20 protein-coding genes are annotated in these 22,702 nt (G+C 65.0%); 12 read left to right on the top strand and 8 right to left on the bottom strand.

All coding sequences use genetic code 11. From position 1 onward, the window contains the following. Window positions 1-52: 52 nt before the first annotated feature. Window positions 53-568, top strand: coding sequence for a YcgN family cysteine cluster protein (locus ASG57_RS28340; RefSeq protein ID WP_024339835.1), 516 nt, complete (start codon window positions 53-55; stop codon window positions 566-568). Window positions 569-725: 157 nt separating this feature from the next. Next, entirely contained in the window at window positions 726-2,303 is a 1,578-nt protein-coding gene (locus tag ASG57_RS28335) for an MDR family MFS transporter (RefSeq protein WP_024339836.1), read from the top strand. Between the two features lie 3 nt (window positions 2,304-2,306). On the opposite strand, the gene ASG57_RS28330 is transcribed toward ASG57_RS28335, so the two are convergent. The 8 genes from ASG57_RS28330 to ku form a co-directional block, all read right to left on the bottom strand. Next, entirely contained in the window at window positions 2,307-4,262 is a 1,956-nt protein-coding gene (locus ASG57_RS28330; RefSeq protein ID WP_024339837.1) for a GAF domain-containing sensor histidine kinase, read from the bottom strand. 103 nt (window positions 4,263-4,365) lie between these two features. Beyond that, the gene (locus tag ASG57_RS28325) at window positions 4,366-6,000 is read right to left on the bottom strand and encodes a thiamine pyrophosphate-requiring protein (protein ID WP_024339838.1); all 1,635 of its coding nucleotides are present in this window, start codon (window positions 5,998-6,000) and stop codon (window positions 4,366-4,368) included. A gap of 241 nt (window positions 6,001-6,241) precedes the next feature. After that, the gene (locus tag ASG57_RS28320; protein WP_024339839.1) at window positions 6,242-7,837 is read right to left on the bottom strand and encodes an MBL fold metallo-hydrolase; all 1,596 of its coding nucleotides are present in this window, start codon (window positions 7,835-7,837) and stop codon (window positions 6,242-6,244) included. Next, window positions 7,834-8,754, bottom strand: coding sequence for a ribose-phosphate pyrophosphokinase (locus tag ASG57_RS28315; RefSeq protein ID WP_024339840.1), 921 nt, complete (start codon window positions 8,752-8,754; stop codon window positions 7,834-7,836). Before ASG57_RS28315 ends, ASG57_RS28320 begins: the two co-directional genes overlap by 4 nt. After that, the gene (locus ASG57_RS28310; RefSeq protein WP_024339841.1) at window positions 8,751-10,292 is read right to left on the bottom strand and encodes a thymidine phosphorylase family protein; all 1,542 of its coding nucleotides are present in this window, start codon (window positions 10,290-10,292) and stop codon (window positions 8,751-8,753) included. The genes ASG57_RS28315 and ASG57_RS28310 overlap by 4 nt, the downstream gene beginning before the upstream one ends. Window positions 10,293-10,441: 149 nt before the next feature. Next, window positions 10,442-10,606, bottom strand: a complete 165-nt coding sequence (locus ASG57_RS28305) for a Flp family type IVb pilin (protein WP_057198509.1) — start codon at window positions 10,604-10,606, stop codon at window positions 10,442-10,444. 273 nt (window positions 10,607-10,879) lie between these two features. Next, window positions 10,880-11,116, bottom strand: coding sequence for a hypothetical protein (locus ASG57_RS28300; protein ID WP_024339843.1), 237 nt, complete (start codon window positions 11,114-11,116; stop codon window positions 10,880-10,882). A gap of 58 nt (window positions 11,117-11,174) precedes the next feature. Continuing rightward, window positions 11,175-12,158, bottom strand: coding sequence for a non-homologous end joining protein Ku (gene ku / locus ASG57_RS28295; RefSeq protein WP_024339844.1), 984 nt, complete (start codon window positions 12,156-12,158; stop codon window positions 11,175-11,177). A 230-nt stretch (window positions 12,159-12,388) separates the two neighbouring features. Here ku and ASG57_RS38865 point away from each other — a divergent pair, with 230 nt between their 5' ends. The 10 genes from ASG57_RS38865 to ASG57_RS28250 all read left to right on the top strand — a co-directional run bounded on the left by ASG57_RS38865 (window position 12,389) and on the right by ASG57_RS28250 (window position 22,605). Further along, window positions 12,389-12,544, top strand: a complete 156-nt coding sequence (locus ASG57_RS38865) for a hypothetical protein (RefSeq protein WP_196232375.1) — start codon at window positions 12,389-12,391, stop codon at window positions 12,542-12,544. Between the two features lie 240 nt (window positions 12,545-12,784). Continuing rightward, the gene (locus ASG57_RS28290) at window positions 12,785-13,459 is read left to right on the top strand and encodes a response regulator transcription factor (protein WP_024339845.1); all 675 of its coding nucleotides are present in this window, start codon (window positions 12,785-12,787) and stop codon (window positions 13,457-13,459) included. Between the two features lie 106 nt (window positions 13,460-13,565). Then, window positions 13,566-14,942 carry an ATP-binding protein gene (locus ASG57_RS28285; RefSeq protein ID WP_024339846.1) on the top strand — a complete coding sequence of 459 codons (1,377 nt, stop codon included), beginning with the start codon at window positions 13,566-13,568 and terminating at the stop codon, window positions 14,940-14,942. 160 nt (window positions 14,943-15,102) lie between these two features. Then, on the top strand, window positions 15,103-16,503 hold the full coding sequence (locus ASG57_RS28280) for a hypothetical protein (protein WP_024339847.1): 1,401 nt from the start codon (window positions 15,103-15,105) through the stop codon (window positions 16,501-16,503). A gap of 99 nt (window positions 16,504-16,602) precedes the next feature. Then, window positions 16,603-16,872, top strand: coding sequence for a hypothetical protein (locus ASG57_RS28275; protein ID WP_024339848.1), 270 nt, complete (start codon window positions 16,603-16,605; stop codon window positions 16,870-16,872). A gap of 132 nt (window positions 16,873-17,004) precedes the next feature. After that, window positions 17,005-18,117 (top strand): c-type cytochrome biogenesis protein CcmI, encoded by a 1,113-nt coding sequence (gene ccmI / locus ASG57_RS28270; RefSeq protein ID WP_024339849.1) that lies wholly within the window; start codon window positions 17,005-17,007, stop codon window positions 18,115-18,117. Between the two features lie 37 nt (window positions 18,118-18,154). Further along, window positions 18,155-18,679: a cytochrome c maturation protein CcmE gene (gene ccmE / locus ASG57_RS28265; protein WP_024339850.1), complete on the top strand. Its 525-nt coding sequence runs from the start codon at window positions 18,155-18,157 to the stop codon at window positions 18,677-18,679. Then, window positions 18,676-20,658, top strand: coding sequence for a heme lyase CcmF/NrfE family subunit (locus tag ASG57_RS28260; protein ID WP_024339851.1), 1,983 nt, complete (start codon window positions 18,676-18,678; stop codon window positions 20,656-20,658). Before ccmE ends, ASG57_RS28260 begins: the two co-directional genes overlap by 4 nt. 4 nt (window positions 20,659-20,662) lie before the next feature. Next, entirely contained in the window at window positions 20,663-21,145 is a 483-nt protein-coding gene (locus ASG57_RS28255) for a cytochrome c-type biogenesis protein (RefSeq protein ID WP_024339852.1), read from the top strand. Between the two features lie 116 nt (window positions 21,146-21,261). After that, entirely contained in the window at window positions 21,262-22,605 is a 1,344-nt protein-coding gene (locus ASG57_RS28250) for a methyl-accepting chemotaxis protein (protein ID WP_024339853.1), read from the top strand. Window positions 22,606-22,702: the final 97 nt, after the last annotated feature.

Genomic DNA, 22,702 nt, shown 5'->3' with positions numbered 1-22,702 from the left:
CGCGCGCCCTAGATGGCGTCGCCGTAGCTCTTTTCGAATTTTATCGAGGCGCATGACCGCAGCTCCCAAACGACCTTCCGGACAGGAAGGATTCTTCTGGAAAACCAAGACGTTGGAAGAGATGTCGGGGCCCGAATGGGAAAGCCTGTGCGACGGCTGCGGGCGCTGCTGCCTGAACAAGCTGGAAGACGAGGACACCGGTCAGATTTATTTCACCCATGTCGGCTGCAAGCTGCTCGATGGAGCCAGCTGCGCCTGCAAGGACTACCCGAATCGTTCCGACAAGGTTCCGGATTGCGTTCGCCTGACCCCGGCCAATGTCCGCACCCTGAACTGGCTGCCGCCGAGCTGCGGCTACAAGCTCGTCGCCGAAGGGCGCGACCTCTATTGGTGGCATCCGCTGGTCTCAGGCGATCCCAACACGGTGCATGAGGCCGGCGTCTCCGTGCGCGGCCGGGTCGAAGGCAGCGAGGAGCAGATCCCGGACGAGGAGCTGGAGGATCATATCGTGCAATGGCCGGCGACCTTGCCGAAGCGGGCTCGCCTGAAGCGACGTCCGAAGGACTGAACCGCCGCGTGATGCGGGTCACGCGTTCGGGATGACCCGGTGGCGGGATGCACCCATGCGCCGCGGTGCCTGCCTGGGGAAAGCTTTGCTGTCTACATTGGACTGCATAGAACGAATTCCTTCGCGGCGTTGCGCCGCCTCACGACGCCCGATCGAGATGAACAAGTTCGAACGGCAGAGCGCTGCCGACGTCCAGACGTTGCCTGACGATATCGCCGAAGAGCTGTCCCGGCTTCCCAGCGAGGTCATCAGCGTCGATGACGCCCCGTCCATCGCGCCGCCGGTACCGCTGTCGCAGGACGAGGTCCGCACCATCGTCATCAGCCTGATGCTGACGATGTTCCTGGCCGCACTCGACCAGACCATCGTGGCGACTGCGCTGCCGACCATCGGGCGCCAGTTCCAGGACGTCTCGAACCTGTCTTGGGTGATCACCGCCTATCTGCTCGCCTCGACCGCGGTCGCGCCGGTGTTCGGTACGCTCAGCGACATCTACGGCCGCAAGGCCATGATAATCACCTCGCTCAGCCTGTTCGTCGCGGGCTCGGTGCTGTGCGCGGTCGCGCCGAACATGCCCATGCTGATTCTGGCGCGCGGCCTCCAGGGCCTCGGCGGCGGCGGCATCATGCCGGTGGTGCAGACCGTGATTTCCGACGTGGTGAGCCCAAGGGAGCGCGGGCAATACCAGGCCTATTTCTCTAGCGTCTGGATGGTCGGCGGCATTCTCGGCCCGGTCATCGGCGGCGTCTTCGCCGAGCATCTGCACTGGTCGATGATCTTCTGGATCAATCTGCCGCTTTCGGCCGCTGCGATCGCGCTCTTGCTGCCGAAGATGAAGAAGATCCCGGTGTTCCACCGCAAGCGCAAGGTCGACTGGCTCGGCGGCGTGTTGCTGATGGCCTCCGCGGTCGTCTTCATGTTGGTGCTGACCTGGGGCGGCACGCGTTTTCCGTGGCTGTCGCCGACCGTGCTCGCGATGGTGGGCGGCGCGGTCGCGCTCGCCGTCACCTTCGTCTGGCACGCCCGGCGCGCGGACGAGCCCTTCCTGCCGCTGCCGCTGCTGGGTGGAAGCGTCGTGCCGTTCGGGCTGATGGCGGGGGGCTGTGCGCTCGGCGCCATCACGGGCCTCACGGTCCAGCTCCCGCTCTATTACGAATCGGTCTACCGCCTCAGCGCCAGCGAGGCGGGCCTAGCGCTGATCCCGCTTGCGGCTGTCTCGACCTGCGGTGCGGCGATCGCCGGACGTACGATGGCGCGGGCCAAGCACTACAAGCGTGTCGCCATCATCGGGACGTCCTGGGCCGCGCTGTGCGGCCTTGGTCTCACGCTCACGACGCTGCCGCTGTGGGGCCTGTTGACGCTGATGGCCGCGTTTGCGCTCGGCCTCGGCACAACCTTTCCGGTCTGCGTGGTCTCGGTGCAGAATTCTGTCGCACGTCCGCAGGTTGGCACAATCACCGGCGCGTTGAACTTCTTCCGCTCGCTGATGTCGTCGTTCACGGTTGCGGCGTTCGCGGCCATCCTGCTGATCGCGCTCGGTGCAGACATTCCGCTCGGCGAGCATCACGCCGCAGGTAGCGTCGCTATTCCCGCCGAGGACATGCGGCACGCGTTCCGCTACGTGTTCGGCGCGGCCACTGCGCTGATGACCGCTGCTGCTCTCTGCCTGATCGCGATGGAGGAGCGGCCGCTGGCCGGTCCTTCGGCGAAGCAATCCGCCGAGATGGTGGAGTAGCGGCTAGCCCCGTCCGCCCGCAAAGCTGCTCTTCCGCGGCAGCAGAATCGTGAACTCGGTGAATTCGCCCGGCACGGTCGCGACGTCGATCGTTCCGCCATGCTGTTTCACCACGATGTCGTGGCTCATCGACAACCCGAGGCCGGTGCCTTCGCCGGCCGGCTTGGTGGTAAAGAACGGATCGAACATCTTCTCTTTGACCTCGTCCGCAATCCCGGTGCCGTTGTCGCGAATGCGGATCTCGATGCTGTCGCCGCGGTCGCGCGTTGCGGCGGTCACCTCCGGCTCGTAACCGGCCACGCCGTCGGCCTTGCGTCTGGTGACCGCGTGGAATCCGTTCGAGATCAGGTTCAGCAGCATCCGGGTGATCTCCTGCGGAAACACTTCGGCTTGCCCGGCCGCCGGATCGAGCTCGCGCTTCAGCCTCACATCGAACCCCGGCTTCTCGGCGCGGGCACCGTGATAGGCGAGGTTGAGGCTCTCCTCGACCAGTGCGTTGATGTCGCTCAGCCCGTGCTCGCCGCCGCCCTCGCGTGAATGCAGCAGCATGTTCTTGACGATGGAATCGGCGCGCCGTCCGTGCTGCACGACCTTTTGCAGATTGTCCTTCAGGAGTCCCGTCAGCTCATCGACTTCGCTGCGGACGTCGTCTGCGAGCGTGACCGGCGCGAGCAACTCGTTCAGCTCGTCCGTCAGCTCTGCGGAGAGCGATGCGAAGTTATTGACGAAGTTGAGCGGGTTCTTGATCTCATGGGCGATGCCGGCGGTGAGCTGGCCGAGCGAAGCCAGCTTCTCGGTCTGGATCAGCCGGTCTTGCGCCGCGCGCAGATCGTCCAGCGATTTGGCCAGCTCGCTGGTGCGGGTCGCGACCTCGTTGAACAGGCTGACGTTCTTGATCGCGATCACGGCTTGATCGGCAAAGGTCTGGAGTAGCCGCACATGATGATCGGCGAAGCTGCCCGTTGCGCGCCGCGTTGCGATGATGATGCCGATCGCTTCGCCCTCGCTCATTAGCGGCGTGAACAGCATGCTGCGATAGCCGCGGGCGCGCGCGATGTCGCGCGCGGCGGGCTCGAGTTCGGTGTCGGGCAATTGCGCCGCGTGACCATGGGCCACGAGCTGGTGGGGCGGGAATCGTGCGAACTGTACTGGGAACGAGGCCTGGAGCACGCGATCGCCGGCGGGATCGGTCGAGGTGAATGCCGCAAGATGCACGGCGCCGTCGATATAGCGCAACACCGCGGTGGAGAAGCCATCGATCAGCCGGTTGGCATTGGCAGCGATGGCGTCGAAGACCGGCTGCATATCGGACGGCGAGGCGGCCATCACCTTCAAGATGTCAGCTGTCGCGGTCTGCCGCTCCAGGGCCTCGCGTGTCTCATTGAACAGCCGCGCATTCTCGATCGCGATCACCGCTTGGTCGGCAAAGGTCTGGAGCAGCTGGACGACATCAGGCGCGAACGCACCGGGTTCGGCGCGCGTGACGCTGATCATGCCGACCGGCGTGCCCCGGTTCATCAGCGGCATGAACAGGACGCTGCGGAAGCCGCGAAGCCGTGCCAGCTCCCGGTTCAGCTCGGGAACCTCGGCCGCCTCGCTGTCGGGAAACTGGATCGTCTTTCCGTCGCGCACGAGGGCAAAGGTCGGGAAGTCGGAGATCTTGCGCGGGAACGACGCTTCGAGCCCCTTGTCCGCCTCCGGGCTGGTCGGCGTGAATGCCACGAGGTGCAGCTCGTCGCCGATGAACTGGAGCACGGTCGCCGAGAAGCCGCCGAGCAGGCGCTTGGAGCTGGAGGCGATCGCCGCGAAGACCGGCCGCGCATCGGAAGGAGAGGCCGCGATGGTGCGGAGGATCTCGGCGCTGGCGCTCTGTCGATCCCGCGCAATCGCAAGCTCGCTGCGCAGCCGCGCGCTCTCGGCGGCGAGCTCATCGGCGCTGTTCGTCGGAGGGTTAATCATTCGCAATCCGGCCCTATGCCGCACCTCCCACCTCACCGGGCCGGATTATCACATCCTCCGCTGCTGGAACCAGTGTCGGAAGACTTGCTGAAATCCGCCTCGCTCATGTGCCCGGCCGCGACACCTCGGTCTCCTTGCTGGTAATGAACTCCAGCAGCACCGGAACGCCTTCCTGCGTCTTCTGAATGCCGCGCTTGATCGCGGGTATGATGTCCTCCGGGCTCGTCACCCGCTCGCCATAGCCGCCGAAGGCGCGCGCCATCGCGGCATAATCGCCGGAAATGTCGGTCGAGCGATATTTCTCGGTCGAGATCGGCATCACCTTCAACTCGATCGCCATCGAGAAATTGTTGAGCAGGATCGACATGATCGGGATGCGCTCCCGCACCGCGGTCTCGAAATCCATGCCCGTGAAGCCGATGGCTGCGTCGCCCCAGATATTGATGCAGAGTTTGTCGGGCTTTGCCAGCTTGGCGCCCATCGCGAGCCCAAGGCCATAGCCGAGCTGGGTCGTCTTGCCCCAGCCGAGATAGGTGAGGGGCTCGACGGATTTCCAGAACGGCGAGAGCTGGTCACGGGGGCTGCCGGCATCGTGCGTGATGATCGTGTTGCGGATGTCGACGGTGTGCTGCAAGTCCCAGAGCACGCGATAAGGGCTGAGGGGCGCGTCGTTGCTGGTAAGCTTCGGCATCCATTTCGCCAGCCACTCCTTGTGCGAGGCCGCGATCTCGGCGGCGACCGCGGAGGCGTCACGATCGGATGTGACGGTCCTGCCGATCTCCTCCAGCAGCGCGTCCAGCACGAGGCCGGCGTCGCCGACCAGGCCGATCTTGGCTTCCACGTCCTTGTTGAGATGATTGGGATCGAGCGTGGAATGGATGATGGTCTTGCCCTTCGGCATCGCAATGCCGAAGTTGGTTTCGGTGAAGGAGCAGCCGATGCCGAAGATGACATCGGCTTCAGTCAGAAATTTCGGCACCGCGCGCGGCACGGCGAGCCCGCCGGAGCCGAGCGAGAGCGGATGCGTTTCTGGAAAGGAGGATTTCCCGCCCAAGCTGGTGGTGACTGGGATCGCCAGCCGCTCCGCAAGCCGTTTCAGCTGTGGCCACGCCTGCGCGTAATGCACGCCCTGGCCGGCATAGATCACCGGCCGCTTTGCATTCACGAGCAGGCTGGCTGCTTCCTTGACGTGAACAGGGTCGGCGCCATAGCGGGTGCGCAGCACCGGCGTATAGTCGAGCGGCTCCGGCACCTCCTCATTCCACATGTCCGCGGGAATTTCCACGATGACGGGCCCGCCGCGGCCGTTCTTCAGCCTGGTGAAGGCGCGGCGGAAGATGTTGGCGACTTCAGTGGCGAGAATGATCGGCTCCGACGATTTCGAAAACGGCTTCATCGCCTCGCTGGAATTGAAGTTCGGCTCGATATGCGCAAGCCGGCGCTGATAGCCCATCGGCAGCACCAGGACGGGCACGGATTCGCCGAAACACTGCGCGACGCCGCCCATCGCGTTCTCCGCGCCCGGCCCATGCTGCATGCAGAACGCGCCGATGCTGCGCCCCGACGTCACCCGCGAGATCGCATCCGCCATGTGGATCCCGACGCGCTCCTGCCGCACCATCACGGGGCGGATCTCGGCTTTGGCCGCATGCTCGATCAGATGGTTGACGGGATAGCCGCAGAGGATCTCGATTCCCTCGCGCCTCATGATTTCCGCAATGGCGGTGCCGAGCTTCATGGCGTCTCTCTCCTTGGGCTAGGCCGGTTGGTCCGGCTGATTAAAGGTGAGAGGATCAGGAATTCGTTGAGGCGTAAAGCGGGAGCGGCCAACAGCCCGGTAGGTCAGCTATGCAACGAGCTGCAGCGAAGCATCCAAAGCCCCTCGGCGGAAAGATTCTGGATCGCTTCGCAGCAAGGGCTCCTTGCTATGACGAATGTTGGGAGTAACGCTGAGAGCTATCTCGGCCATCAGCGTTGCTCTACGCGTTTTCCTCCAACGCGCGGCGCAGCCTTCGGATGATGACCCCGCGGACGCGGTCGTCGGCGGCGGCGGCAATACGATCGTTGATATCGAGCATGAGCTCGGACATCTCGTTGTGCCAGTCGAGACGGGTCACGGCCTCCGGCGAGAGCCGCCGGCGATGATCTGGGTCGAGCACGCGCGGTTCCGGTGCGGAGAGCTCATAAATGTCGTCCAGCATCGGCTGGTAGACCTTGGCTGCCGGTATGATGCGTCCGGCCACGCGCTCGGCCAGCCCGGCAATCGCCTCTTCCTCGCCGTGCACCAAAAACAGCCCGCGGGAGATGGGCCGGCGCGCCGCGATCCAGCTGGCCATGCCGGCACCGTCGGCATGGCCCGAATATTCGTCGATCATGCGGATGCGGGCGGCGACCTTGATCTCCTCGCCCTGGATCCGCACGGCCTTGGAGCCGTTCTGGAGGAAGCGGCCGAGCGTGCCGTTGGCCTGGAAGCCGGCGAGCAGCACGGTCGCACGCTCGTTCCACAGCCAGCGCTTCAGGTGGTGGCGTATGCGGCCGGCATCGCACATGCCGCTCGCGGCGATGATGATGTGGAACCCGGACAGGCGCATGATGGCCTTGCTCTCGTCCGCCGTCTCGGTGAATTTGAGATGCGGCGAGTTGAGCAGGCGGGTGACGTCGACGGACGGGTCGAGGCTCTCGGCATGTCGCCGGAATACCTCGGTCGCGCGGATCGCGAGCGGAGAATCGAGGAAGATCGGTGCCGTCGGTATCTCGCCGTGCTCCATCAGGTCGACGAGGTCGACGATCAGCTCCTGGGTGCGCTCGACCGCGAAGGCGGGCAGCAGCAGCGCGCCGCCCGCCGCCGCAGCATCGCGCACCTCGGCGGCGAGGTGCTTGCGGCGGAGCGCAGGTGTCGTGGCCTCACGTACCCGGTCGCCATAGGTCGCTTCCGAGATGACGTAATCGAAGTCGGTCGGCGCTTCGGGATCGGGCTGGAGCAGCTTGGCCTCGGGTCCGACGTCGCCGGAGAGCAGCACGCGCAGCGGACGCGTCGAGGCTCGCTCGGCGATCTCGAGCTCGATCGAGGCGGAGCCGAGCAGATGGCCGGCGTTCCAGTAGCGCGCGCGGACGCCCGGGATCACGTCGGTCCAGCGTTCGTAATCGACCGGACGAAACGACTGGAGCGATGCGATCGCATCGGCCTGTGTGTAGATGGGCGCTACCTGCTTGCGCCCGCGCGAGGCGTTGCGCCGGTTGAGCTGCGTGACTTCCGATTCCTGGATGCTGCCGGCGTCGGGGAGCATGTAGGAGCAAAGGTCGATCGTGCCACGCGTCGCCAGGATCGGCCCCTCGAATCCCGCGCGCACGAGTTTTGGCAAGAGACCGCTATGATCGATGTGGGCGTGCGTGAGCAGAACGGCATCGATATCGGCGGGGCGGAACGGAAAGGCGCCGTAGTTGAGCTCCTTCAGCGTCTTCTGGCCCTGGAACAGGCCGCAATCGACCAGGAAACGGCCGGCCGCCGTCTGGAACAGGTAGCTCGAGCCGGTTACGGTGCGGGCGGCACCGCAGAATCGAACGGTGATGCTCATGTCGTCCTTCCCGGAAGATGTGTCGTCGTCAGTTCGGACCGCAAAGCGGCGGCGAGAATTTCGTCGAGCGCAATCGCATTGGTCGGATGCGGTACGCTGTCGGTCGAGCGAACAGACCGTATGCCGGCCTCAGCGAACGCAGCCACCATCGCGGCTGGAAACAGGGCATGCGTCACGACTGCATCGACGGAGATGGCGCCCATTGCTGTCAGCGCCTTTGCCGCGGCGATCAGGGTCGTGCCGGAGGAGACGATGTCGTCGACCAAGAGCGTCGGTCGTCCCAAGAGCAGAGCGGGATCGGCAAAGCTGAGCGCCACGGAACGGTCACCGTGCCGGGTCTTTCGCGCCACTGTGTGCTGCAATCGCAATCGCCTCGCGACATCGCTCACCCATGGCTCGGACTCCACGTCGGGGCCGATTACGACGGTCGACGGACCGACGCTGTCCTTTGCCAGTGCATTCGCGACGGCCGGCATGGCTGACAGATTCTCCGCTTCGATGCCGGGAAAAACAGACCTGATGTCGGGAGTGCGATGCAGGTGCGCATCCACGGTGACGACGCGATCCATTGTCGTTGCAAGCAAACGGCCCATGGCGCGCTGGCTGATGGCCTCGCCGGCATGAAATGCTGCGTCCTGCCGCATGTAGCAGAGATAGGGCGCGACCAGGACCAGCCGCCTCGTGCCGTTACGTCGCAGGGCTTCGGCCGCGAACAGCAGGGTGATCAGCTTGTCGTTGGGTTGATCGAGCGGGGCGTAGAGAATCGTCGTGTCGGTCGCCGGCGCGACGGCGACGCGCAGTTCTCCGTCGGGAAAACGATGCACCGCGATCTCGCCGCAGGCGAGCCCAAGCCGCGCTGCGAGCCGCTTCGCCGCATCGGCGCCGCACGACAATGTCTGGAGCGCGATCGTGCTCACGGCGTCGTCTTGCCCGGGGGCGTCTCATGACCGTTGATCAGGTAGCCGGTCTCCTCTGCGGTGGCCGCTGCGGCCAGATCATGCTCGGGGCTATCGAAGGTGTAGACGCGATAGAGCGGCTCGCCCTGCTCGACGCGGTCGCCGATCTTCTTGAACAAGCGGATGCCCGCGCCCTTGTCGAGCGGCGCGCCGGCGGTGCGGGCAAGGCGATTCATGCGCAGGCAGTCGATTGCGGATACGACGCCATCATGCGTTGCCTTGACGTCGAAGCTGAGCGGTCCCAGCTCGGTGCTGCAGGTGGAGGGACCCTGGGCCTCGATGATCTTCTGCATCTGCTTCAGCGCCGCGCCGCTGTCGAGCAGCTCCCGCGCGCGCGCATAGCCGGCCCCGCCGCGCAGCTTCGGATCGTACTCCAACAGATGGGCGGCGAGCCGCAGCGACTTCTCGCGCAGGTCGCGCGGCGCGTCCTTCTCGTTGCCGAGAACAGCCACGACGTCGTTGGCCTCGAGCACCGGGCCGATGCCGTTGCCGATGGGCTGGCTGCCGTCGGTCGTGATCACCTCGACGGCGCGGCCGAAGCGGTCGCCGACGAATTCGAACAGCTTGCGCAGACGCATGGCCTCGACGCCGCCGGTGACCTTGGCGGTCGGCCCGACCGGAATGTCGATCAACAGATGGGTCGAGCCTGCCGCGATCTTCTTGGACATGATGGAGGCGACCATCTGCTCGCGGGTGTCGAGACTCAGCGGGCGTTCGACAGAGATCAGGACGTCGTCGGCCGGCGACAGGTTCACGTGCCCGCCCCAGATCAGGCAGCCGTTGCAGTCCGAAACGATCGCCTTCATCTCCTCGACGCCGATGTTCACCCGGGCCAGCACCTCCATCGTGTCGGCGGTGCCGGCAGGCGAAGTGATGGCGCGCGAGGAGGTCTTCGGGATCGGCAGGCCATGGGCGGCGACGATCGGCACCACGACCATCGAGGTGCGATTGCCGGGAATGCCCCCGATGCAATGCTTGTCGACGACGACAGGGGTCGGCCAGACCAGTTGCGTCCCTGCCTGCGCCATTGCCCCGGTGAGGGCGAGAAGCTCGTCGCTGGTGATGAAGCTCGCCGAACCGATCAGGAACGCGGCGATCTCCATGTCGGAGTAGCGATAATGCGCGAGGTCGCTGATGATCGCGCCGATCTCGGCCTGGCTCAAGGTTCGTCCCCGGATCTTTGCGCGCACGGCTTCCAGGCTCTCCGGAGGCGAGGCGGGCCTGACCGTGACAAGTGTGCCGATGGGCTCCGCAAAGCGCCGGAACGCAGGCTCGGAGAGACCGATCTCGTCCGGACCGGCCAGCATCTCGTCGTCCGTGATCAGCAACGTTGCCAGCAGAACCTTGCCGCCCTGACGAAGCTCGACACGGCTGAAGCCGCGGAAGATCTCCGCGCGCAGCGCCTTCGAATGCCTGGAGACGACGACGACGTTCTCGCGGCCGGTATCGAGGCGGACACGGCGGATTTTCAGTCGGGAGTGCGGAAGGTCTGGATGCATGGGCGGGCCGGCAGCAGGGAGTTGGATCTCCATGCTTAGACGTCGCCGTCCTGATGCTGTTGACTCAGATCATGGCCTGCGACAGTGGCAGACTCGCGTACTGTCGCGACATCCTCGAGCTCAGGAGGCGCCATAGGTCGGGGGGCCGCCTACTTCGTCGCTGCGCTGATCGAGTTGAACTTGTTGTTCAGGAGGGCGCCGCCCGTGCTGTTCACGACGGTGACGATAGCGAGCGTAATGCCGGCGGCGATCAAGCCATATTCGATTGCGGTTGCGCCATTCTCATCGGCAAGGAAACACCTGATCAGACGCATTGCCACCTCCTGTTCATCCGATCCAACGTATGGCCGCGTCTCATCGGAAGCATCAATCAATCGAACAAGTCTTATCCGCCAATAGAATTAAGTCAGGGCGAGCCCGCCACCGCTCATACGACGGCATCCATTAAATTTGGGTTCCATCGATTCGTTCAAATGGACTCAAATCGGGTGCCCTCGGGGCTCTGAGGGCGGGATGCGCTGCAGGGCCGTGGTTCGCGCGGCTTCTTAACCGTTTGTTGAGCTTGCCGGCAGGGACGTCTCTGCCGCTCATCCGCGCCGGCCCGTTGCATTCAGCGCCCGCAATGTCGCGATGCGGGCGAACATCACCCAGCCGCCGCCCGTCTCGGCCGCATTGATCAAGGTTTCGATCGCGGTCTGCCAGTGCGCCTCGTGCTGAACGTCGTCGGGCAGCTGCATGATGTAGTCAGCCGCATCTTGAAGCGTGAGCAGCTTGATTTTGTTGCTCACGCGAACGGGATCGTCGAACGCGGTCGACCACGGCATGTCAGGCCGGCCGATCGGCGAAGAGAGACATCACGGCGCGACCGCGAGCCGGTTGCTGTCAGCCGGCTTTCTTCGCGCGCGCCGGTGCCCGTACCGGCTTGTCGGCCTTCCTCGCCGGCGTTTTCGCCGCAGCATCCTTGCCGCCCTTGCCGGCGATCGGCAGCAGCATCTCGCGCTGACCCTCGACGCGCTTCTTCGGTTTCTTGGTCTTGGCAGTTTCCTTGCCAGTTTCCTTGGCGGCTTTCGCGGTTGGCGCAGCGTCCTTCTCGTTCGCGATGCTCTTCTTCAGCGCGTCCATCAGGTTGATGACGTTGCCGCCGGTCTTCGGCGCAGCCTTCGCGCTGATCGGCATGCCGCTGCGCTTCTTGTTGATGAGATCGATCAGGGCAGTCTCGTAATGATCCTCGAACAGCTCAGGCTCGAAGGTGCCGGATTTCTTCTCGACGATATGCCTGGCGAGATCGAGCATGTCCTTGGTCAGCTTCACGTCCTGGATGTCGTCGAAATACTCCTTCTCGCTGCGGACCTCGTAAGGATAGCGCAGCAGCGTGCCCATCAGCCCGCTGTCGAGCGGCTCCAGCGCGATGATGTGCTCGCGGTTGGTCAGCACCACGCGGCCGATCGCGACCTTGTCCATGCTGCGGATGGTCTCGCGGATCACCGCATAGGCGTCGTGGCCGACCTTGCCGTCGGGCACGAGATAATAGGGACGGATCAGATAGCGGCTGTCGATGTCGGCCTTCGGAACGAACTCGTCGATCTCGATCGTGTGGGTGGAGTCGAGCGCAATGTCGTCGAGTTCGTCCTTTGTGATCTCGATGTAGGTGTCGGTGTCCACCTTGTAGCCCTTGACGATGTCCTCGGAGGTCACCTCGTCGCCGGTCTCGGCGTCGACCTTGAGATACTTGATGCGGTGGCCGGTCTTGCGATTGATCTGGTTGAACGAGACCTTCTCCGTATCCGAAGTGGCCGGATAGAGCGCGACCGGGCAGGTCACGAGCGACAGACGCAGAAAACCCTTCCAATTGGCGCGGGGGGCCATGGGCTACTCCAGACGCAACAGAGGACAAGTGTTGAGGATAACATTGCCGAGGTGCGAATCATAGCAACCGCCGGCGCGGAATCTTGCAACGGCGTTAATCGCCGCCTGCGCCGAGTTGCCCGGCGGCTCCATGGTTCGGAACATCGCCCGCGATCACGCGTTGCCCCGCCAATAAGACGCCGCGAGGAAGTCGCGGCCACCTGACGCGACAGCCACAGATTGAGGACACCATGGCAACCACACGAGAGCAGAAGCGCATCGTGGAAACTCCGACCGAGGCGCGCCAGGGCGAGCCCGGGCCGTCCGTGGCAGCGTTGCTCGCCATCTCGACCGGCCTTGCAATCCTGATTCTCGCCGTCGTCTGGTTCGTCTTCTTCCGGACCTGACGGCCGGATCCGGACAGCCGGGATCTTTCCGGCTCGCGGTTCGAAGTATCACTTGCGCCCGCCATGCCGCCGGCTCGTCCCGCGGCATGGCGGGCGCAATAGCATTTGCTGGTTGCAGGTCGTATATGACCAAAAAGTAACGCAGGCGGTTCCCTTCGTTCATATCCAGTTCACGCCGGAATTGCTCATCTCGGGTGGTGTTCATGCAGCCAGTTCTTGCGGCTATCTTTGGAGAGACGTGTGCGCCTGCTCGTTGTTGAGGACGACCCCGATCTCAATCGCCAGCTCACCAAGGCGCTGACCGACGCCGGCTATGTCGTCGATCGAGCCTTCGACGGGGAGGAGGGGCATTATCTCGGCGACAACGAGCCCTATGATGCCGTTGTGCTCGACATCGGCCTGCCGAAGAAGGATGGCATCTCGGTGCTGGAGGCCTGGCGCCGCAATGGCCGTACCATGCCGGTCCTGATCCTCACCGCGCGCGACCGCTGGAGCGACAAGGTGCAGGGCTTCGATGCCGGGGCCGATGACTATGTCGCAAAGCCGTTCCACCTAGAGGAGGTGCTCGCGCGCATCCGCGCCCTGCTGCGCCGCTCGACCGGACACGCCCAGAGCGAGCTCAGCTGCGGTCCTGTCACGCTCGACACCAGGACCGGCCGCGTCAGCGTTTCAGGCAATCCCATCAAGATGACCTCGCACGAATATCGGCTTCTGGCCTACCTGATGCACCATTCCGGGCGGGTGGTCTCGCGCACCGAGCTGGTCGAGCATCTCTACGACCAGGATTTTGACCGCGACTCCAACACCATCGAGGTCTTCGTCGGCCGCATCCGCAAGAAGCTCGACGTCGACATCATCCAGACCGTCCGCGGCCTCGGCTATCTCCTGACGCCGCCGCCTGCGCCCGGCGCGTAAGGGCGGGACGTCGAGCGGTCCGGGCTTGACGGCCGCGCTGACACGGGCCTTGTTCGGCCCATGACGTCCGACAACCTGACTTCCAGCCCCTGCCGGGACCGTTCCGATGGCCGCTAGCTCGCTTGCGAACCGACTGTTCTTGTCGGCGACAGCCTGGCTCGTGGTGATCCTCGCCATCACGGGCGTCGTGCTGTCGTCGGTCTACAAGGATGCCACGGAGCGCGCCTTCGACCGCCGGCTCAATCTCTATCTTCGGACGCTGATCGCCGAGGTCGCGACCCCGGACGAGCCGCCGGACCGCCAGTTCCAGTCCCTCGGCGAGCCCTTGTTCGAGCTGCCGCTGTCCGGCTGGTATTGGCAGATCACGCGCATCGACACCGAGAAGCCGGAGGTGCGCTCCTCGCGTTCGCTCTGGGACAAGAAGCTGCCGAAGCTGGAGGACCAGGGAGCCGAGCTCACCGCCGCCGGCATCCGGCTCGCTTACGTCGATGGGCCGGAAGGGCAGAACCTGCGCATGGTGGAGCGGCCGGTCGATCTCGGCGCCGACGGCAAGTTTCTCGTCAGCGTCGCCGGCGACGACACCGAGATCTTCGACGAGACGCGGAGCTTCGATTATTATCTCGGCGGCACGTTCACCGCGCTCGGCATCGTATTGCTGCTGACGACCGTGTTCCAGGTCCGCTTCGGCCTTGCACCGCTCAAGCGCATCTCGGAAGCGATCGCCGACATCCGCTCCGGGCGGGCGGAACGGCTCGAGGGTGAATTCCCGGTCGAGATCGCGCCGTTGGCGCGCGAGACCAACGCGCTGATCGACGCCAATCGCGAGATTGTCGAGCGCGCGCGCACCCATGTCGGCAATCTCGCGCACGCGATCAAGACGCCGCTCTCCGTCATCGTCAACGAGGCTGGCGCTCACGCCGCCGATCCGTTCGCGGCCAAGGTGCTGGAGCAGGCGGACGTGATGCGGGACCAGGTCACCCACCATCTGGAGCGCGCGCGCATTGCGGCGCGGGTCTCGGTGGTCGCGACGGTGACGGAGGTCGCGCCAGCCATCGAGGCGCTGCGGCGGACCATGGAGAAGATCCATCGCGACCGCGGCATCACGGTGGAGGCCAAGGCCGATCCATCCGCGAAGTTCCGGGGCGAGCGGCAGGATCTCGAGGAGATGGTCGGCAATCTCGTCGACAATGCCTGCAAATGGGCGGCATCGCGCGTCTTCATCGAAGTCGTGGTCCAGACCCCGCACCAGGCCGGCGCCAGCCCGCATTTGCGGATCATCGTCGACGACGACGGCCGCGGCCTGTCGGAAGCCGAGCGCGCGCAGGTCTCCCGGCGCGGCCAGCGGCTCGACGAGTCCAAGCCGGGATCGGGACTGGGGCTGTCCATCGTGGTCGAACTCGCCGCGCTCTATGGCGGCAGCCTTTCGCTCGGCGCTGCTCCGACCGGCGGCCTGCGGGCCGAATTGGTCCTGCCGGGACTGTAGCCCCTTGTTTGGACGCGGCTTTTTGTCCTCGCTGCTCACCGTCTGGAGGGGGCCTTGGCCATTCGACCGCACTTCCTAAACGGCTTCTTAAGTGGGGTCTCCTATGATCGCGCCCGGACGCATCCCATGTCCGCCATTTTACCGTGCATTACCCGGGCGCATGAGCCAGACATCGATCGAGCGGCTGAGGGAATATCTCGCGCAGCTCCCGCCGCAGTCGCAGGCGCTGCTGATGCGGGAGTTCGAGCGTGCGCTGGAACGCGGCCAGGATACGGCGGTTGCGACCCTCGTCCTTGAGCAATTGCGCAAGATCGTCCGCAAGAGCGAAGCCGATGAAGCGCCCGCGCCGCGCACGGACGATCTGTCGCGGCTGCTGTTCCAGGTCCTGGAACCGTTCCTGGTCGAGGCAGGCACCCCGATCCGGGCCGGCCAGATCCGCCGCTCCTCGCTGCAGCCGATCTGGCAATGGCTCGGCCGTGACGGAGCGCCGGCCAAGGTGAACGAATTCGAGGCGGCGCTGGCGCGCATGCCTGCCGATGCTGCAGGCCAGGTCGAGGCCTTGGCGCAGAAGCTCCAGGCGGTAGCCGCGGACGCGATTTTCGAGCTGACCGGACCTGGCGGCGGCGACAAGACGCGCGCGCTGGCCCGGGTCGGCCCGCCCAATGTCATCGAGGATCTCTATTCGATCGGTGCGGTGCTTCAGGTCCGGGAGGCCATCGCCAGCCTGAACGAGAGGCTCCCGCGCTTCCTGCGCGCATTCGGCGATTCCCAGATCGCCTCGGTGACGTCGGCGCTCAACATTCCGGTGCTGCAAACGCCGCAGATGCTGCCCTTCGCGCTCTCGATGGTCGTGCAGCGGATGACCGCGCCCTGGCAGATCATCCGCCTCGCGATCAAGATTGCCGCGTCCGACGACGAGATCCGCGTCGCGGCGACGCCTTATGGCGTTGCGGTCACGATCGCGCTGCATGATCTGTCCTGCGTTGCCGCGATCCTTCGCATGGACATCAAGCGCGGCCATTTCGACAACGTCGCCGGCAATCTCAAGACGCTGCACGATGGCGTGCGCGGCCTGCGCACCGAGCTCGATCTGCGCAACGATTCTGCCTGGGGCAAGCAGTTGACCTCGATCCGGGCCGACATCTCCAATGCCCTGCAATCCGAGATCGACAGCGTTCCCGGCCGCGTCCGCCGCATCCTTCGCCAGCGCCCGGAGAAGGACATTCCGCCGGGCGCGCGGATCGACAGTACCGAGGTCGAGGAAGCGGTCGCGCTGATCGACTTCGTCGCGACGTGCCGCAATTATGCAAGCGAGCTTGCCATCAACGAGGTGACGCTGCGCACCTATTCCGATCTCCAGCAATATGTGGAACGGTCGACCGAGCAGCTGGTGCAGTCTCTGCGCGCCGCCGATCACAAGGTCCGCACCTATCGGCAGCAGCAGGTGCAGGCCGCTATCCGCTTCTGCCAGGTTCTGTTCGGCGACGATTATGCCTCCCTGATGAGTCGCGCGGCAGAGAATGCGCTCACGGGCGAGCGCAAATCGTCACGCGCAAGCTGATTGAGCGCATGTTTTCGTGATCACAATTTCTGGTTGACGGTGCCGGTGGCGGGCCGTACGGTCCCCGTGAAAATCCGGGGAATTTCCGTTTGTGGGCGCATGAAACCCGTCATCAGCTCTATCGAAATCGAGAACCGAGTCATCGTAGCCAAGTACCGCAGGCTGATGGTTGGCGCCAAAGTGGTGCTGGTCGAGAAGGCAAGCGATCGGCAACTGCCTGAGACGATCACGCGGGTTGCATCTCGGGTTCCGGTCGGCGCGGTGCGCATCAGATTGCCGGATGCGATCAAGCCGGGAACATACTTCCTGAGGGCCTTCAACGGGCACGGCGAGGACGCGGCGCAAAGCGCGGATTTCGAGATCGGCTAAGCCGTTGGAGTATCACATTTTCGAGCCTGAAATGGGGTCGCGTGGAATTGACAATTGTCAATTGCCGCATTGTCCGGCCGTGGTGTAAAGGCACCTATAGGCGCGGTTCGCGCGCCGCCGGAAGCTTGCCAGATGACGCTATGGTTCGTGTTCGCGCTGATGACGGTCGCGGCGATTTTCGCCGTGCTCTGGCCGCTTGGCCGCGGTAGCCGCGCGCCGGACCAGGGCAGCGAGGTCGCGGTCTACAAAGACCAGTTGGCCGAGATCGAGCGTGATCTCGCCGCGGGGTTGATCCCAGCCCCGGAAGCCGAGGCCGCGCGCGTCGAGATCAGCCGCAGGCTGCTTGCGGCGGCGGCCAGCGAGCCTGCAATGGCGCCGAAGTCGAACCTCAAATGGCGCCGTGCGGCGGCTGTGCTGGCGCTCGGCGGCCTGCCGCTCGTCGCCATCGGCGTCTACATGCCGCTCGGTTCACCCAGGCTTCAGGATTTTCCATTGGCGCAGCGGGAGCGTGGGACGGGGTCCGGCATGGCCCAGTCGCTCGAGACCCTCGTCGCCCAGGTCGAGCAACATCTGGAGAAAAATCCGACCGACGGGCGCGGCTGGAATGTGCTCGCGCCGGTCCTGGAGCGGCTCGGTCGCTTCGATGACGCGGTGCGCGCCTATCGCAACTCGCTCACCTATAATGGCGAAAGCGCGGAGCGCCGGTCCGATCTCGGCGAAGCGATCTCGGCTGCAGCGGGCGGCGTGGTGACGGCCGAGGCCAAGACTGAATTCGAGCGTGCGCACGCCCTGAATGCGGATGACCCCAAGGCGAACTACTTCCTCGGTCTCGCCGCCGAGCAGGATGGCCGCAAGGACGAAGCAGCCAGGATTTGGCGCGCCTTGCTTGCAAAGGCGCCCGCGGATGCGCCGTGGCGCGCTTTGGTGCAGTCCTCGCTGGCGCGGGTCGGTGGAGGCGATACGATGCCTGCGCTGTCCGACGAGACGATTGCCGCTTCCAAGGATTTGGCCGAAGGCGATCGCAACGCGATGGTGCGCGGCATGGTCGATCGTCTGGCCACGCGGCTGAAGCAGAACGGCGATGACGTCGACGGCTGGCTGCGCCTGGTGCGCGCCTATCTCGTGATGGGCGAGCGGGACAAGGCGAAGGGGGCCTCCGCCGACGCCCGGCAGGCGGTCGCCAGCGACGCCGAACGGCTGCGCCAGCTCGACGAAGGACTTAAGACTCTCGGGCTCGGCGGATGACGATGTCGGGACGAGACGAGCGGAGAACGGATACGCCATGACGCGCAAGCAGCGACGTATGACCATCATCGGCGGCTCGCTCGCCGTGCTCGCGCTCGCAGCCGCGCTGGTGCTCAACGCACTTCGCGACTCCATCGTGTTCTTCTCGACGCCAACCATGGTCGCCGAGAAGCACGTCGAGCCGGGCAAGCGGTTTCGCCTCGGCGGGCTGGTACAGCCGGGCTCGCTGCAGCGCGGCGACAATCTCGCGGTGACCTTCGAGGTCGCCGACGGCAATGCCAAGCTGCCGGTTGCCTACAAGGGCATCCTGCCCGACCTGTTCCGCGAAGGGCAGGGGGTCGTTGCCGAAGGCGCACTCGACGGCAACGGCGTGTTCAAGGCCGATACCGTCCTTGCCAAGCACGACGAGACCTACATGCCCAAGGAGGTTGCCGACGCCCTGAAGAAGCAGGGGCACTGGAAGGACGATTACGATGCCAAGGCCTCGGACACCAAGGCCTCGGGCGAGAGCAAACCTGCGGCCACGACCGCACAAGGCAATCCGCAGGGAGCGATGCGGTGATCGCAGAATCCGGACATTACGCGCTGGTGCTGGCGCTGGCGCTCGCACTCATCCAGTCCATCGTGCCGCTGGTCGGCGCGCGGCTGCAAGATGCCGCCTTGATGAACGTGGCGCGCTCGACGGCGCTGGCGCAGCTGCTGTTCGTGGGCGCCTCTTTCACCGCGCTCGTGATGCTGCACGTGAACTCGGATTTCTCCGTCGCCAACGTCTACGAGAACTCCCACTCGATGAAGCCGCTGCTCTACAAGATCACGGGAGTCTGGGGAAACCATGAAGGCTCGATGCTGCTGTGGGTGGCGATCCTTGCGTTATTCGGCGGACTGGTTGCAGCCTTCGGCAACAATCTGCCGTTGTCGCTGCGTGCGCACGTGCTCGCGGTGCAGGCCTGGGTCGCCAGCGCCTTCTACCTCTTCATCCTCGTGACATCGAACCCATTCCTGCGCATCGCCACTCCGCCGATCGAGGGACGCGATCTCAATCCGGTGCTCCAGGACATCGGGCTCGCCGTGCATCCGCCGATGCTCTATCTCGGCTATGTCGGTTTCTCGATCTCGTTCTCCTTCGCAATCGCGGCGCTGTTGGAAGGGCGGATCGATGCGGCCTGGGCCCGCTGGGTGCGGCCGTGGACGCTGGTGGCCTGGATATTCCTCACGCTCGGCATCGCCATGGGCTCGTACTGGGCCTATTACGAGCTCGGCTGGGGCGGCTGGTGGTTCTGGGACCCGGTCGAGAACGCCTCGCTGATGCCGTGGCTCGCCGGCACCGCGCTGCTGCATTCGGCCCTGGTGATGGAGAAGCGCAATGCGCTGAAGGTCTGGACCATCCTCCTGTCGATTCTGACCTTCTCGCTGTCGCTGCTCGGCACTTTCCTGGTGCGCTCCGGTGTCATCACCTCGGTGCATGCCTTCGCCACCGATCCCACCCGCGGCGTGTTCATTCTGCTGATCCTCTGCCTGTTCATCGGCGGAAGCCTGTTGTTGTTCGCAGGGCGCGCCACCTCGCTGAAGCAGGGCGGCCTGTTCGCGCCGATCTCGCGCGAGGGTGCGCTGGTTCTCAACAATCTGCTGCTTACGGTCGCATGCGCGGTCGTGCTGTTCGGCACCCTCTATCCGCTTGCGATGGAGATGCTCGCCGACTTCAAGATGTCGGTCGGCGCCCCCTTCTACAATCTCACCTTCTCTCCGCTGTTTGCCCTGTTGCTGCTTGCGGTGCCGTTCGGACCGATGCTGGCGTGGAAGCGCGGCGATCTGCTTGGCGTGGCGCAGCGCCTGCTCGCGGCGGGCGTGGCCGGGCTCGTGGTGGTTGCCATCGTCTGGGGCTGGGCGCGCGGCGGCAGCGCGCTGGCGCCGCTCGCGATCGGGCTGGGCGTCTTCGTCATCGCCGGCGCCGTGACCGACATCGTCGAGCGGACCGGCCTGGTCCGCTTGCCGTTCGCAAGTGTGCTGCACCGTGCGCGCGGCCTGCCCCGGTCGGCCTGGGGCACCGCCTTTGCTCATGCGGGCCTCGGCGTCGCTCTGATCGGGATCGTCTGCGAGACCACCTGGAACAGCGAATACATCGCGACCATGAAGCAGAACGACGTCGCCCATGTCGCCGGCTACGATCTGAAGCTGGACGGGCTGTTTCAACGCCAGGGCCCGAACTATCGCGAGATGATCGCGGAGTTCAAGGTCAGCCGCGATGGCGAGCCACTCACGGTGATGGCGCCCTCGAAGCGCAGCTTCACGACGCGCGGCTCCTCGACGACCGAGGCCGCGCTGCTGACCAGCGGCGCGAGCCAGCTCTACGTCTCGCTCGGCGACGCCACCGCCGAAGGCGCCATTGCCGTGCGCATCTATCACAAGCCGCTGGTGCTCCTGATCTGGTGGGGGCCGGTGCTGATGGCGTTCGGCGGTGTGCTGTCGCTCTCCGACCGCCGCCTGCGGGTCGGTGCGCCGAAGCCCGCGCGGGCCAGGCAGCGCCTCCAGCCGGCGGAGTGATCCGATGCGCAGGATGATGGCCGCCTTCGTCGCGTTGCTGCTGCTGGCCCTACCTGCGGCCCACGCCGTCCAGCCCGACGAGATCATGGCGGACCCCGCCAAGGAATCGCGCGCGCGAGAGCTGTCGCGCGAGCTGCGCTGCATGGTCTGCCAGAACCAGTCCATCGACGATTCCGATGCGCCGCTGGCGCGTGACCTGCGGCTTCTGGTGCGCGAGCGCATTGCGGCCGGCGACAGCAACTCGCAAGTGCTCGACTTCCTGGTCGCGCGCTACGGCGAGTTCGTGCTGCTGAAGCCGCGCTTCGAGCGGCAGACCATCCTGCTGTGGCTCCTTGGACCTCTGCTGCTGATTGGGGGTGGTCTGGCACTCTGGCTGCAAATCCGACGGCGCTCGCGGAATGGTGTTGATGTACCGGCGGCGCCCCTCACGCCCGAGGAAGAGGCGCGGCTCGCGGCCTTGATGTCGGACGACGCCAAGTCCTCCTGAAGCCGAGCCACGTAGTGCTACGTGGGCCACCGGCCCGCGGCGCGTGCTTCATGCTATGTTGACCTTTGTCTGGAAACTTGTCCGGGATTTCAATCCAGACCCTGAGTGCCTCCCCAATGTTCGCGAACAGCAATCTGACGATCCGATTCCTGGTCGGCGCGGTCGTCGCTGCACTATTGTTCCTGTTGGGCATCGGCGGCGGCACCGGCTTCATCGCGGTGCTCTATCTCAACAACGAGATCACCAGCCTGTCCTCGCAGTTCGCGGCCCTGAGCGGTCCCGCGCGCGACCATGCGATGCAGATCTATCAGCAGGCGCAGACCGCGTTCTCCTATTTCCTGATGGCCTGCGGCGTGATCGCCGTCCTCGCCGTCGCGATCTGCATCACCACCTGGTTTGCCGTGCGTAACGGCATCCTCAATCCCCTGGCGGCGATCGTGCATGCCATGCGCGAGGTCGCCGACCAGAAATTCGAGACGTCCGTTCCCGGGCTCGGCCGCACCAACGAGATCGGCCTGCTTGCCGGTGCGCTGGAGGTGTTCAAGACGAACGGCCTCGAGCGACGCCGCCTCTCCGAGCAGCAGCTGCACGAGGCTCAGCATCAGGCCGAGCGGTCGAGATTCCTGGACGATCGGATCAAGCGCTTCAACGATCTCGTCGCCAGCGTCGTCGACAGCGTGGCGTCCTCGGCCGTGCATCTGAAGACCAATGCCGAGACGCTGTCGCGGACAGCCAACGACACCAGCTCCAAGGCCAATGCGGTCGCGAGCGCAGCGAGCCAGGCCAGCGCCAGCGTCCAGACGGTCGCAGGCTCGGCCGAGGAGATGACGAATTCGATCGTGACGATCAGCCGCCGCGTCACGGATGCGACCCAGCGCGCCGAAGGCGCAGCGTCCCAGGCGGAAAAGAGCCGTGACACCATCCACACGCTGTCCGATGCCGCCGACAAGATCGGCGAGGTCGTCCAGCTGGTGCAGGCAATCGCATCCCAGACCAATCTGCTGGCGCTCAATGCCACCATCGAGGCGGCACGGGCAGGGGAGGCCGGCAAGGGATTTGCGGTGGTCGCCTCCGAGGTGAAGAATCTGGCCCATCAGACCAGCAAGGCGACGGAGGAAATCACCTCCCATGTCGCCAGCATTCAGGGGATCACCGCGGAGACGCGCGGCGCGATCGACGGAATTTCAAAGACGCTTTCAGAGATTTCGTCGATCATGTCTGGCATTGAGGTCGATACTGACCTGCAACGCAATGCCACGCAGGAGATCACGCGCAGCGCCCAGGACGCCGCGCACGGCACTCTCGATGTCTCCAACCATATCGTCCAGATCACCTCGACCTCGGCCGAGACGGGCCGCATGGCGGCCGAGGCGCGAGATTCCGCGGTCGACCTGTCGCAGCAGGCCGAGACCTTGAAGCGCGAAGTCGACGAGTTCATCGCCAGTGTCAGGGCGAGCTGAGAGCTCAATATCTCGATTTTCCCCGCTCGGCGGAAGCTCGCGTAAGTTCCTGTAATATCGGAACTTTCGGTCTGCGATAAACCGCCGCATCCGCGCG

It is taken from the genome of Bradyrhizobium sp. Leaf396, from assembly GCF_001424605.1.
Taxonomy (GTDB): Bacteria; Pseudomonadota; Alphaproteobacteria; order Rhizobiales; family Xanthobacteraceae; genus Bradyrhizobium; species Bradyrhizobium japonicum_C.
The sequence above is the reverse complement of the archived record's forward strand: the minus strand, read 5'-3'. Positions and strand labels throughout refer to the sequence as shown.

What these genes read in the sequence shown, in the direction of transcription:
- ASG57_RS28340 (WP_024339835.1), top strand. Translation starts at nt 53, where the DNA reads ATGACCGCAGCTCCCAAACGACCTTCCGGACAGGAAGGATTCTTCTGG.
- ASG57_RS28335 (WP_024339836.1), top strand. Translation starts at nt 726, where the DNA reads ATGAACAAGTTCGAACGGCAGAGCGCTGCCGACGTCCAGACGTTGCCT.
- ASG57_RS28330 (WP_024339837.1), bottom strand. Translation starts at nt 4,262, where the DNA reads ATGATTAACCCTCCGACGAACAGCGCCGATGAGCTCGCCGCCGAGAGC.
- ASG57_RS28325 (WP_024339838.1), bottom strand. Translation starts at nt 6,000, where the DNA reads ATGAAGCTCGGCACCGCCATTGCGGAAATCATGAGGCGCGAGGGAATC.
- ASG57_RS28320 (WP_024339839.1), bottom strand. Translation starts at nt 7,837, where the DNA reads ATGAGCATCACCGTTCGATTCTGCGGTGCCGCCCGCACCGTAACCGGC.
- ASG57_RS28310 (WP_024339841.1), bottom strand. Translation starts at nt 10,292, where the DNA reads ATGCATCCAGACCTTCCGCACTCCCGACTGAAAATCCGCCGTGTCCGC.
- ASG57_RS28305 (WP_057198509.1), bottom strand. Translation starts at nt 10,606, where the DNA reads ATGCGTCTGATCAGGTGTTTCCTTGCCGATGAGAATGGCGCAACCGCA.
- ASG57_RS28300 (WP_024339843.1), bottom strand. Translation starts at nt 11,116, where the DNA reads ATGCCGTGGTCGACCGCGTTCGACGATCCCGTTCGCGTGAGCAACAAA.
- ku (WP_024339844.1), bottom strand. Translation starts at nt 12,158, where the DNA reads ATGGCCCCCCGCGCCAATTGGAAGGGTTTTCTGCGTCTGTCGCTCGTG.
- ASG57_RS38865 (WP_196232375.1), top strand. Translation starts at nt 12,389, where the DNA reads ATGGCAACCACACGAGAGCAGAAGCGCATCGTGGAAACTCCGACCGAG.
- ASG57_RS28285 (WP_024339846.1), top strand. Translation starts at nt 13,566, where the DNA reads ATGGCCGCTAGCTCGCTTGCGAACCGACTGTTCTTGTCGGCGACAGCC.
- ASG57_RS28280 (WP_024339847.1), top strand. Translation starts at nt 15,103, where the DNA reads ATGAGCCAGACATCGATCGAGCGGCTGAGGGAATATCTCGCGCAGCTC.
- ASG57_RS28275 (WP_024339848.1), top strand. Translation starts at nt 16,603, where the DNA reads ATGAAACCCGTCATCAGCTCTATCGAAATCGAGAACCGAGTCATCGTA.
- ccmI (WP_024339849.1), top strand. Translation starts at nt 17,005, where the DNA reads ATGACGCTATGGTTCGTGTTCGCGCTGATGACGGTCGCGGCGATTTTC.
- ccmE (WP_024339850.1), top strand. Translation starts at nt 18,155, where the DNA reads ATGACGCGCAAGCAGCGACGTATGACCATCATCGGCGGCTCGCTCGCC.
- ASG57_RS28255 (WP_024339852.1), top strand. Translation starts at nt 20,663, where the DNA reads ATGCGCAGGATGATGGCCGCCTTCGTCGCGTTGCTGCTGCTGGCCCTA.
- ASG57_RS28250 (WP_024339853.1), top strand. Translation starts at nt 21,262, where the DNA reads ATGTTCGCGAACAGCAATCTGACGATCCGATTCCTGGTCGGCGCGGTC.